This window comes from Enterobacter cloacae complex sp. P15RS (genome assembly GCF_014895905.1).
Lineage (GTDB): Bacteria > Pseudomonadota > Gammaproteobacteria > Enterobacterales > Enterobacteriaceae > Enterobacter > Enterobacter quasihormaechei.
The window spans coordinates 20539-32695 of record NZ_JADBQL010000025.1 but is presented as its reverse complement, the minus strand read 5'-3'; the positions used below and the strand labels follow the sequence as shown (position 1 = coordinate 32695).

The following is a 12157-nucleotide window of genomic DNA, read 5'->3' as shown; positions in this document are numbered from 1 at the left end:
TGGTATCAGTCAGGCGCACCCCGTGCCAAATTGAGAATCATTAACAGCACACTCAGCCAACAACTATTGGTTTCCGACCGTGTTTTATGGTATAAAGCGCGCCGGACTTCCGATCCATCTCAGATATACAGGCTGGACGGGAGCGACAAATCTCACTTTGTGTAACAACACACACGTATCGGCACATATTCCGGGGTGCCCTTCGGGGTCGGTAATATGGGATACGTGGAGGCATAACCCCAACTTTTAATATAGAGGTTTTAAACATGGCAACTGTTTCCATGCGCGACATGCTCAAGGCTGGTGTTCACTTCGGTCACCAGACCCGTTACTGGAACCCGAAAATGAAGCCTTTCATCTTCGGCGCGCGTAACAAAGTTCACATCATCAACCTTGAGAAAACTGTACCAATGTTCAACGAAGCCCTGGCTGAGCTGAACAAGATCTCTTCCCGTAAAGGTAAGATTCTGTTCGTTGGTACCAAGCGCGCTGCAAGCGAAGCTGTGAAAGATGCTGCTAACAGCTGCGACCAGTTCTTCGTGAACCATCGCTGGTTGGGCGGCATGCTGACCAACTGGAAAACTGTTCGTCAGTCCATCAAGCGCCTGAAAGATCTGGAAACCCAGTCTCAGGACGGTACTTTCGATAAGCTGACTAAGAAAGAAGCGCTGATGCGCACTCGTGAGCTGGACAAGCTGGAAAACAGCCTGGGCGGTATCAAAGATATGGGCGGCCTGCCAGACGCGCTGTTCGTAATCGATGCAGACCACGAGCACATCGCAATCAAAGAAGCTAACAACCTGGGTATCCCGGTATTCGCTATCGTTGATACCAACTCCGATCCGGACGGTGTTGACTTCGTTATCCCGGGTAACGACGACGCAATCCGTGCTGTTAGCCTGTACCTGAGCGCTGTAGCTGCTACCGTTCGTGAAGGCCGTTCCCAGGATCTGGCTTCTCAGGCGGAAGAAAGCTTCGTAGAAGCTGAATAATAAGGTTTTACCCCTTATTAGTACCGTGTATGAATAGGGGCCCATTATCGGCCCCTTTTTTCAATTTATACTGTTTGGCTCCCGGCCGGGCAGTTCACATCTCCCGAGGATTTAAGAATGGCTGAAATTACCGCATCCCTGGTAAAAGAGCTGCGTGAGCGTACTGGCGCAGGCATGATGGATTGCAAAAAAGCGCTGACCGAAGCGAACGGCGACATCGAGCTGGCAATCGAAAACATGCGTAAATCCGGTGCGATCAAAGCAGCTAAGAAAGCAGGCAACGTGGCTGCTGACGGCGTGATCATCACCAAAATCGACGGCACCTACGGCATCATTCTGGAAGTTAACTGCCAGACTGACTTCGTTGCTAAAGATGCTGGTTTCCAGGCATTTGCTAACAAAGTTCTGGACGCAGCGGTTGCAGGCAAAATCACTGACGTTGAAGTACTGAAAGCACAGTTCGAAGAAGAGCGTGTTGCGCTGGTTGCTAAGATCGGTGAGAACATCAACATCCGTCGCGTTGCTTCCCTGGAAGGTGACGTTCTGGGCTCTTACCAGCACGGCGCGCGTATCGGTGTTCTGGTTGCGGCTAAAGGTGCTGACGAAGAGCTGGTTAAACAGCTGGCAATGCACATCGCTGCAAGCAAGCCAGAATTCGTTAAGCCAGAAGACGTGTCTGCTGAAGTAGTAGAGAAAGAGTACCAGGTTCAGCTGGACATCGCGATGCAGTCCGGTAAGCCAAAAGAAATCGCAGAGAAAATGGTTGAAGGCCGCATGAAGAAATTCACCGGCGAAGTTTCTCTGACTGGCCAGCCTTTCGTAATGGATCCAAGCAAGTCTGTTGCTCAGCTGCTGAAAGAGCACAACGCTGACGTGACTGGCTTCATCCGCTTCGAAGTGGGCGAAGGCATCGAGAAAGTTGAGACTGACTTCGCAGCAGAAGTTGCTGCAATGTCCAAGCAGTCTTAATGATGCAAAAGGAGCCGCCTGAGGGCGGCTTCTTTTTGTCACCCGTCTCACGAAATCAGACAGGCTCCAGTATCGCTGTGCTGATATGCGACATATCATGTCGCCAGAATTAACCCCATCTTAATCGTTGACAGTCTCAGGAAAGAAACATGGCTACCAATGCAAAACCCGTGTACAAACGCATTCTGCTTAAGCTGAGTGGCGAAGCGCTGCAAGGATCGGAAGGCTTCGGTATTGACGCAAGCATCCTTGATCGCATGGCACAGGAAATCAAAGAACTGGTCGAACTGGGTATTCAGGTTGGCGTGGTCATTGGCGGTGGCAACCTTTTCCGTGGTGCTGGTCTGGCGAAAGCGGGGATGAACCGCGTTGTGGGCGACCACATGGGTATGCTGGCAACCGTGATGAATGGCCTGGCGATGCGTGATGCGCTTCATCGCGCCTATGTGAACGCTCGCCTGATGTCCGCGATTCCTTTGAATGGCGTATGCGATAACTACAGCTGGGCAGAGGCCATCAGCCTGCTGCGCAACAACCGCGTGGTGATCCTCTCCGCCGGTACGGGTAACCCGTTCTTTACCACCGATTCCGCTGCCTGCCTGCGCGGTATCGAAATCGAAGCCGATGTGGTGCTGAAAGCGACCAAAGTGGATGGCGTGTTTACTGCCGATCCGGCAAAAGATCCGTCTGCGACCATGTACGATCAGCTGAGCTACAGCGAAGTGCTGGATAAAGAGCTGAAAGTGATGGATCTTGCCGCCTTTACGCTGGCTCGTGACCACAAACTGCCGATTCGTGTCTTCAACATGAACAAGCCTGGCGCGCTGCGTCGCGTTGTTATGGGCGAAAAAGAAGGCACTTTGATCACGGAATAATTTCCGTCGACGATAAATACAGGTAAGATTCCGCTTTACTTTGTAGTGGTATCTTACCTGGACGCGCCTTTGGCGCTGTCATGATTTAAACGCGACTATACTTAGCACACCTGTAGCGCTGTGCTGGCGGATAGTCTGCCTGAGACAAGTTTTCAAGGATTCGTAACGTGATTAACGACATCAGAAAAGATGCTGAAGTACGCATGGACAAATGCGTAGAAGCGTTCAAAAACCAAATCAGCAAAATCCGTACTGGCCGTGCTTCCCCAAGCCTGCTGGATGGCATCATCGTAGAATACTACGGTACGCCAACGCCACTGCGTCAGCTGGCGAGCGTGACGGTAGAAGATACCCGTACCCTGAAAATCAACGTGTTCGATCGCTCTATGAGCCCGGCCGTTGAAAAAGCCATTATGGCATCTGACCTGGGTCTGAACCCAAGCTCAGCGGGCGCGGACATTCGCGTTCCACTGCCTCCGCTGACGGAAGAGCGTCGTAAAGACCTGATCAAAGTCGTGCGTGGTGAAGCTGAGCAGGGTCGCGTTTCCGTACGTAACGTGCGTCGCGATGCGAACGATAAAGTGAAAGCGCTGCTGAAAGAAAAAGAGATCAGCGAAGACGACGATCGTCGTTCACAGGACGACATTCAGAAAATGACCGACGCGGCGATCAAGAAAATTGATGCGGCGCTGGCAGAAAAAGAAGCGGAACTGATGCAGTTCTGATTTTCGCTGTACACTGATAAACGCCGTTCAGAAGGACATTGAGTCTTGCTGGCGGCGTTTTGCTTTTATCTGGTCTAACTTTTGGGCATCTCATGAAGCATCTCACTCTCCTCGGCTCGACTGGCTCTATCGGTTGCAGCACTCTCGACGTTGTTCGTCATAACCCTGACAGCTATACCGTGACCGCTCTCGTGGCCGGAAAAAACGTGCAGCGAATGGTCGAGCAGTGTCTGGAGTTTACCCCCCGTTTTGCGGTGATGGATGATGAAGAGAGCGCACGGCAGGTGAAAGCGCTGTTACTGGAGAAGGGCAGCCGTACCGAGGTGCTCAGCGGGCAACAGGCGGCCTGCGATATGGCGGCGCTGGATGAGGTTGATCAGGTGATGGCGGCAATCGTCGGGGCGGCGGGTCTTCTGCCGACGCTTGCCGCTATAGATGCGGGAAAAGATGTCCTGCTCGCGAACAAAGAGTCACTGGTTACCTGCGGCCGCCTGTTTATGGAGGCGGTAAAACAGCGTGGGGCGCGTCTATTGCCGGTCGATAGCGAGCACAACGCGATTTTTCAGAGTTTGCCTCAACCTTTTCAGCAGAACCTGGGGTACGCTGACCTCGAGCAGAATGGGGTTGTGTCGATTCTGCTTACCGGGTCTGGTGGCCCGTTCCGTGAAACGCCACTGTCTGAACTGCGCGCAATGACGCCGGATCAGGCGTGTCGCCATCCGAACTGGTCGATGGGGCGTAAGATCTCCGTCGATTCGGCCACCATGATGAATAAAGGTCTGGAATACATTGAAGCTCGCTGGCTGTTTAACGCGTCGGCGAAACAGATGGAAGTGCTGATCCACCCGCAGTCAGTGATTCACTCAATGGTGCGCTATCAGGACGGCAGCGTGCTGGCGCAGTTGGGCGAACCAGATATGCGTACGCCTATTGCTCATTCGATGGCGTGGCCAAACCGCGTGAAATCCGGCGTAAAGCCGCTCGACTTTTGCAAGCTGAGTTCACTGACGTTTAGCGAGCCGGATTACGACCGATATCCGTGCCTGAAGCTGGCGATGACGGCGTTCGATCAGGGGCAGGCGGCGACAACAGCGCTTAATGCAGCCAATGAAGTGACCGTTGAAGCCTTTCTGAATCAGCAGATCCGCTTTACTGATATCGCCGCGTTGAATTTAACCGTGCTGGAGATGATGGATCTGCGTGAGCCACAAAGTGTGGAAGAGGTGCTGGCCGTGGATGCACAGGCACGTATTGTTGCGCGTAAACAGGTGACACGTCTCGCAAGCTGGTGATAAAGCAAGCACTAGTCGTCGTGCTATTTGTTAGCGTTGGGCTTCAGTGATATAGTCTGCGCCACCTGATCGCAGGTATTTGGCTTTAAGTGGTCAGGTAAGCCGTGGTTTGACACGGCTTTTTTATGTATAGGCTTCAGTATTCCTGTGTACCGTTAAATCCTTTCAGGGACTAAAAACGCGTTATGTTGTCTGCGAATCAACCAATAAGCGAAAACTTGCCAGCACATGGCTGTCGCCATGTTGCAATCATCATGGATGGCAATGGCCGCTGGGCGAAAAGACAAGGGAAGATACGAGCCTTTGGGCATAAAGCTGGGGCGAAATCTGTTCGCCGCGCCGTTTCTTTTGCCGCCAATAACGGCATTGATGCGTTAACGCTCTATGCTTTTAGTAGTGAAAACTGGAATCGACCTGCGCAGGAAGTGACTGCGTTGATGGAACTGTTTGTGTGGGCGCTCGATAGCGAAGTAAAAAGCCTGCACCGCCACAACGTCCGCCTGCGTATTATTGGCGAAACCAGTCGTTTTAACTCACGTCTACAGGAACGGATTCGCAAAGCAGAAGCGCTGACGGAAAATAATACCGGCCTGACGCTCAATATCGCGGCGAATTACGGCGGACGCTGGGATATTATCCAGGGGGTTCGGCATTTGGCTGAGCAAGTTCAGGAAGGGCTGCTAAGACCCGACCAGATTGATGAAGAGGCGCTGAGTCAGCAAATCTGCATGAATGAACTGGCACCCGTGGATTTGGTTATAAGGACAGGGGGGGAACATCGAATCAGTAACTTTTTGCTGTGGCAAATTGCCTACGCCGAACTTTACTTTACGGATGTTCTTTGGCCAGATTTTGATGAACAAGACTTTGAAGGTGCGCTGCATGCCTTTGCCAATCGAGAGCGTCGTTTCGGCGGCACCGAGCCTGGTGGCGATAACGCCTGATGGGGGTAGCTTTTGCTGAAGTATCGCCTGATTTCCGCTTTTGTATTAATACCCGTCGTTATCGCAGCGCTGTTTTTACTGCCTCCGGTGGGATTCGCTATTGTTACGCTGGTGGTGTGTATGCTCGCCGCGTGGGAATGGGGGCAGCTTAGCGGCTTTACCTCGCGCACTCAGCGGGTATGGCTGGCGGTACTCTGTGGTTTTTTACTGGCCCTGATGCTGTATACCTTACCTGCATACCATCACGACGTTCACCAGCCGCTGGTGGCCGGATCCTTATGGATATCGCTGGCGTGGTGGATTGCTGCGCTTGTTTTAGTGCTTTTCTATCCGGGCTCTGCGGCAATCTGGCGTAAATCTAAAGTGTTGCGCCTTATTTTTGGCCTGCTCACCATCGTTCCGTTTTTCTGGGGAATGGTTGCGCTGCGCGCCTGGCACTATGACGAAAACCACTACAGCGGCGCGATATGGCTGCTTTATGTCATGATTCTCGTCTGGGGGGCTGACTCCGGAGCCTATATGTTTGGTAAACTGTTTGGCAAACATAAGCTGGCGCCAAAAGTTTCCCCAGGTAAAACCTGGCAAGGCTTCATCGGCGGCCTGTTTACGGCGGCGATCATCTCCTGGGGCTATGGCGTCTGGGCGAATCTTGAGGTTGCCCCCTCAACGCTGCTGATATGTTCGATTTTCGCGGCGCTGGCATCGGTACTGGGTGATTTAACCGAGAGTATGTTTAAGCGTGAAGCAGGGATTAAGGACAGTGGTCACCTGATTCCAGGACACGGCGGAATACTGGATCGCATTGACAGCCTGACAGCGGCTGTTCCAGTGTTTGCTTGCCTGCTTTTACTGGTGTTTGGGACGATATAACGGAAGGTTTTATGCTGAGCATTCTCTGGAATCTGGCGGCGTTCATTGTTGCACTGGGTGTACTGATTACCGTGCATGAATTTGGCCATTTCTGGGTTGCCCGGCGCTGTGGTGTGCGGGTAGAGCGATTCTCGATTGGCTTTGGCAAATCGCTCTGGAAGCGCACCGATAAGCATGGCACCGAGTTTGTCATTGCTCTGATTCCTCTGGGCGGCTACGTCAAAATGCTCGACGAACGCGTTGAGCCCGTCGCCCCGGAACTTCGACATAGCGCGTTTAACAACAAAACGGTTGGACAACGTGCTGCCATCATCGCTGCCGGCCCGGTAGCCAATTTCATCTTCGCTATCTTCGCCTACTGGCTGGTGTTTATCATCGGCGTGCCTGGCGTGCGCCCGGTTGTGGGCGAAATCACCACGGGTTCCATTGCGGCAACGGCGCAAATTGCACCGGGAATGGAACTTAAAGCGATTGATGGTATCGAAACCCCTGATTGGGATGCCGTGAGGTTACAACTGGTCGCCAAAATCGGTGATGAGCAGACAACCGTCAGCGTATCGCCTTTTGGTTCCGACCAGCGGCAGGAAAAAGTGCTGGATTTACGCCACTGGCGCTTCGAGCCTGATAAAGAAGATCCCGTCGCCGCACTGGGGATTCGCCCGCGCGGCGCGCAGATCGAGCCGGTGTTAGCCGAAGTACAGTCTCATTCGGCGGCAAGTAAAGCAGGTTTACAAGCGGGTGACAGGATCGTTAAAGTCGATGGTCAACCATTAACACAATGGATGACCTTTGTTACTCTGGTGCGCGATAATCCAGGCACGCCGCTCGCGCTGGAAGTGGAAAGGCAGGGGAGTTCGCTCTCGCTGACCCTCACCCCGGATACCAAATCGGGCGGCGGTAAGGCGGAAGGGTTTGCCGGCGTTGTGCCGAAAGTGATCCCACTGCCAGATGAGTACAAGACAATACGCCAGTATGGGCCGTTTAGCGCCATCGTTGAGGCCACGGATAAAACATGGCAGCTGATGAAGCTAACGGTCAACATGTTGGGGAAATTGATAACCGGTGATGTCAAACTGAACAACCTCAGTGGGCCAATTTCGATTGCTCAGGGGGCTGGGATGTCAGCGGAGTTCGGGGTGATTTACTATCTCATGTTCCTTGCGCTGATTAGCGTGAACCTGGGGATAATCAACCTGTTCCCGCTTCCCGTATTAGATGGGGGCCATCTGCTGTTTTTAGCGATTGAAAAGCTAAAAGGCGGACCGGTATCCGAGCGAGTTCAAGACTTTAGTTATCGCATTGGCTCGATTTTGCTGGTGCTGTTAATGGGGCTTGCACTTTTCAATGATTTCTCTCGGTTGTAAGAGAGTTAGTTAGGAAGAACGCATAATAACGATGGCGATGAAAAAGTTGCTCATAGCGTCGCTGCTGTTTAGCAGCGCGACCGTATACGGTGCTGACGGGTTCGTAGTGAAAGATATTCATTTCGAAGGCCTTCAGCGTGTCGCCGTTGGTGCGGCCCTCCTCAGTATGCCTGTGCGCCCCGGCGATACGGTTAATGATGAAGATATCAGTAACACCATCCGTGCTCTGTTTGCCACCGGCAACTTTGAGGACGTCCGCGTCCTGCGCGATGGTGATACGCTGGTGGTTCAGGTAAAAGAACGTCCAACTATTGCCAGCATCACTTTCTCCGGTAACAAGTCGGTGAAAGATGACATGCTCAAGCAGAACCTTGAGGCATCGGGTGTTCGTGTGGGGGAATCTCTGGACCGCACAACGCTTGCAGACATTGAAAAAGGTCTGGAAGACTTCTACTACAGCGTCGGTAAGTACAGCGCGAGCGTGAAAGCGGTTGTCACTCCGCTGCCGCGTAACCGTGTTGACCTGAAGCTGGTCTTCCAGGAAGGTGTTTCTGCGAAGATCCAGCAGATCAACATCGTGGGTAACCACGCGTTCAGCACCGACGAACTGATCTCCAACTTCCAGCTGCGTGACGAAGTGCCGTGGTGGAACGTGGTGGGCGATCGTAAATACCAGAAACAGAAGCTGGCGGGTGACCTTGAAACCCTGCGTAGCTACTACCTGGATCGCGGTTACGCCCGTTTCAACATCGATTCAACTCAGGTGAGTCTGACTCCGGACAAGAAAGGTATCTACATTACCGTTAACATCACAGAAGGCGATAAGTACACGCTTTCGGGTGTAGAAGTCAGCGGCAACCTGGCAGGGCATTCAGCTGAAATTGAATCTCTGACCAAAATTCAGCCGGGCGATCTGTACAGCGGTTCTAAAGTGACCAAAATGGAAGACAGCATTAAGAAGCTGCTCGGCCGTTATGGTTATGCGTATCCGCGCGTGCAAACGCAGCCGGAAATTAACGACACGGATAAAACCGTTAAGCTTCACGTTAACGTTGATGCGGGCAACCGTTTCTACGTGCGCAAAATCCGCTTCGAAGGTAACGACACCTCTAAAGATTCCGTTCTGCGCCGTGAAATGCGCCAGATGGAAGGGGCATGGCTGGGAAGCGATCTGGTAGACCAGGGTAAAGAGCGTCTGAACCGTCTGGGCTACTTCGAAACGGTTGATACCGATACGCAGCGTGTACCGGGTCGTCCGGATCAGGTTGATGTTGTCTATAAAGTTAAAGAGCGTAATACCGGTAGCTTCAACTTTGGTATTGGTTACGGTACTGAAAGTGGCGTGAGCTTCCAGGTTGGCGTTCAGCAGGATAACTGGCTGGGTACAGGCTACTCTGTCGGGATCAACGGGACGAAAAACGACTACCAGACCTATTCTGAGTTCTCCGTGACTAACCCTTACTTCACCGTTGACGGTGTAAGCCTGGGCGGTCGTATCTTCTATAACGACTTTAAAGCGGACGACGCGGACCTCTCCTCGTATACCAACAAGAGTTATGGTCTGGATGGTACGCTCGGCTTCCCGGTTAACGAATACAACACCCTGCGTGCAGGTTTAGGGTACGTGCATAACGACCTGTCCAACATGCAACCGCAGGTGGCGATGTGGCGTTATCTGGATTCCATCGGCCAGTCGGCGAGTACGTCCAGCGATGACAACGGTTTCGCCGCGGATGACTTCACCTTCAACTACGGTTGGACCTACAACCGTCTTGACCGTGGCTTCTTCCCAACGGAAGGTTCACGCGTCAACCTGAACGGTAAAGTGACGATCCCGGGCTCCGATAACGAGTTCTATAAGGTCACGCTGGATACGGCGTCCTACTTCCCAATTGATGACGACCACAAGTGGGTCGTGCTGGGTCGTACCCGCTGGGGCTATGGTGACGGTATCGGAAGCAAAGAGCTGCCGTTCTATGAGAACTTCTACGCCGGTGGTTCAAGCACCGTTCGTGGCTTCCAGTCCAATAACATTGGTCCGAAAGCGGTTTACTACGGCGGTAATGACGAAGATAACTGCGCAAGCCGCGATCCGAAACAGGTCTGTAGCTCTGATGATGCGGTAGGCGGTAACGCCATGGCCGTGGCGAGCCTTGAGTTCATCACGCCGACGCCGTTTATCAGCGATAAGTACGCGAACTCTGTCCGTACCTCCTTCTTTATGGATGCAGGTACGGTGTGGGATACCAACTGGGAGAACACCGCCCAGATGCGTGCAGCGGGCGTTCCGGACTACAGCGATCCGGGCAACATTCGCATGTCCGCAGGTATCGCATTACAATGGATGTCACCGCTGGGGCCGTTGGTCTTCTCATACGCCCAGCCGTTCAAGAAATACGATGGAGACAAAGCGGAGCAGTTCCAGTTTAACATTGGTAAAACCTGGTAATAATCCGCTGCAATGGAATGCGTTGGCAGTGTAGCGCTGACAACCGGCGATCGGTAAAACGGTCGCCTTGCCACGCAAAGAACGGCACCCCACGGGTGCCAATGGGATGGTAAGGAGTTAATTGTGAAAAAGTGGTTATTAGCTGCAGGTCTCGGTTTAGCGATGGCAACTTCTGCTCAGGCAGCGGACAAAATTGCAATCGTCAACATGGGTAATTTGTTCCAGCAGGTCGCGCAGAAAACCGGTGTTTCTGCAACTCTGGAAAACGAATTCAAAGGCCGTGCGAGCGAACTGCAACGTATGGAAGGTGATCTTCAGTCCAAGATGCAGCGTTTACAGCGTGATGGTTCTACCATGAAAGCGAGCGAGCGCAGCAAACTGGAAAAAGACGTCATGTCTCAGCGCCAGACCTTCTCTCAGAAAGCGCAGGCTTTCGAGCAGGATCGTCAGCGTCGTTCTAACGAAGAGCGTGGCAAGCTGGTGACTCGCATTCAGTCTGCCGTTAAAGCAGTAGCAGCCGATCAGAGCATCGATCTGGTTGTTGATGCGAACGCCGTTGCATTCAACAGCAGCGATGTTAAAGACATCACCGCTGATGTTCTGAAACAGGTTAAATAAGTAATGCCTTTAATTCGACTGGCTGATTTAGCTCAGCAGTTGGATGCAGAATTACACGGTGATGGCGATATCGTCATCACCGCTGTTGCGTCCATGCAATCAGCTAAAGCAGGCACTATTACCTTCATGGTAAGCCCTAAGTACCGTGAACACCTGGCCCAGTGCCAGGCGTCTGCCGTTGTTCTGACGCAGGACGATCTTCCGTTTGCCGCTTGCGCTGCGCTGGTAGTGAAAAACCCCTACCTGACGTATGCACGTATGGCCCAAATTCTTGATACCACGCCGCAGCCGGCACAGAACATTGCAGCCAGTGCTGCGATTGATCCGACGGCGCAGTTGGGTAACAACGTAGCAGTCGGCGCAAACGCCGTTATCGAGTCCGGCGTTGTGCTGGGCGATAACGTGGTGATTGGCCCTGGCTGCTTTGTTGGAAAAAATACGAAAATTGGCGCAGGGACTCGTCTGTGGGCCAATGTTTCTGTCTACCATGAGGTTGAGATTGGCGAGCATTGTCTCGTTCAGTCCAGCACGGTGATTGGTTCTGACGGATTTGGTTACGCCAACGATCGGGGTAACTGGGTTAAGATCCCTCAGCTGGGTCGCGTGATTATTGGCGATCGCGTTGAGATCGGCGCGTGCACAACCATTGACCGTGGTGCGCTTGACGACACCATTATTGGTAACGGTGTTATCATTGATAACCAGTGCCAGATTGCACATAACGTTGTGATTGGCGACAATACCGCAGTTGCGGGTGGTGTTATCATGGCAGGCAGCCTGAAAATTGGCCGCTACTGCATGATTGGCGGTGCCAGCGTGATCAATGGCCATATGGAAATATGCGACAAAGTCACGGTGACGGGGATGGGCATGGTGATGCGTCCTATCACTGAGCCCGGCGTTTACTCCTCGGGAATTCCGCTGCAACCGAACAAGGTCTGGCGTAAAACAGCTGCTCTGGTGATGAATATTGATGATATGAGCAAGCGACTCAAAGCGATTGAGCGCAAAATCGATCAACAAGACTAAGCGTTCATCCGTTTAACGCTAAATTTCCCG

The 12157-nt window shown here is 52.6% G+C and carries 11 protein-coding genes; all 11 read left to right on the top strand.

Annotated elements, in window-relative coordinates; all coding sequences use genetic code 11:
- Positions 1-266 precede the first annotated feature (266 nt).
- The 11 genes from rpsB to lpxD all read left to right on the top strand — a co-directional run bounded on the left by rpsB (position 267) and on the right by lpxD (position 12127).
- On the top strand, positions 267-992 hold the full coding sequence (gene rpsB / locus IM267_RS15585) for a 30S ribosomal protein S2 (RefSeq protein WP_003856207.1): 726 nt from the start codon (positions 267-269) through the stop codon (positions 990-992).
- 117 nt (positions 993-1109) lie between these two features.
- Complete coding sequence (gene tsf, locus IM267_RS15580) at positions 1110-1961, top strand: translation elongation factor Ts (protein ID WP_006810044.1); 852 nt, start codon at positions 1110-1112, stop codon at positions 1959-1961.
- A gap of 149 nt (positions 1962-2110) precedes the next feature.
- Entirely contained in the window at positions 2111-2836 is a 726-nt protein-coding gene (pyrH, locus tag IM267_RS15575; RefSeq protein ID WP_008501910.1) for a UMP kinase, read from the top strand.
- Positions 2837-3003: 167 nt separating this feature from the next.
- The gene (gene frr / locus IM267_RS15570) at positions 3004-3561 is read left to right on the top strand and encodes a ribosome recycling factor (RefSeq protein ID WP_003856180.1); all 558 of its coding nucleotides are present in this window, start codon (positions 3004-3006) and stop codon (positions 3559-3561) included.
- 92 nt (positions 3562-3653) lie between these two features.
- Positions 3654-4853 carry a 1-deoxy-D-xylulose-5-phosphate reductoisomerase gene (gene ispC / locus IM267_RS15565; protein WP_063450596.1) on the top strand — a complete coding sequence of 400 codons (1200 nt, stop codon included), beginning with the start codon at positions 3654-3656 and terminating at the stop codon, positions 4851-4853.
- A 185-nt stretch (positions 4854-5038) separates the two neighbouring features.
- The gene (gene ispU, locus IM267_RS15560; protein WP_003856176.1) at positions 5039-5797 is read left to right on the top strand and encodes a (2E,6E)-farnesyl-diphosphate-specific ditrans,polycis-undecaprenyl-diphosphate synthase; all 759 of its coding nucleotides are present in this window, start codon (positions 5039-5041) and stop codon (positions 5795-5797) included.
- Positions 5798-5809: 12 nt separating this feature from the next.
- On the top strand, positions 5810-6667 hold the full coding sequence (gene cdsA, locus IM267_RS15555) for a phosphatidate cytidylyltransferase (RefSeq protein ID WP_193033771.1): 858 nt from the start codon (positions 5810-5812) through the stop codon (positions 6665-6667).
- 11 nt (positions 6668-6678) lie between these two features.
- A complete protein-coding gene (rseP, locus tag IM267_RS15550) occupies positions 6679-8031 on the top strand; it encodes a sigma E protease regulator RseP (RefSeq protein ID WP_063450594.1) in 1353 nt (450 codons plus the stop codon).
- A gap of 31 nt (positions 8032-8062) precedes the next feature.
- Complete coding sequence (gene bamA / locus IM267_RS15545) at positions 8063-10480, top strand: outer membrane protein assembly factor BamA (protein WP_063450593.1); 2418 nt, start codon at positions 8063-8065, stop codon at positions 10478-10480.
- A gap of 123 nt (positions 10481-10603) precedes the next feature.
- On the top strand, positions 10604-11098 hold the full coding sequence (gene skp / locus IM267_RS15540) for a molecular chaperone Skp (protein ID WP_006810039.1): 495 nt from the start codon (positions 10604-10606) through the stop codon (positions 11096-11098).
- A gap of 3 nt (positions 11099-11101) precedes the next feature.
- Positions 11102-12127: a UDP-3-O-(3-hydroxymyristoyl)glucosamine N-acyltransferase gene (gene lpxD, locus IM267_RS15535; RefSeq protein WP_193033770.1), complete on the top strand. Its 1026-nt coding sequence runs from the start codon at positions 11102-11104 to the stop codon at positions 12125-12127.
- The last annotated feature ends 30 nt before the right edge of the window (positions 12128-12157 follow it).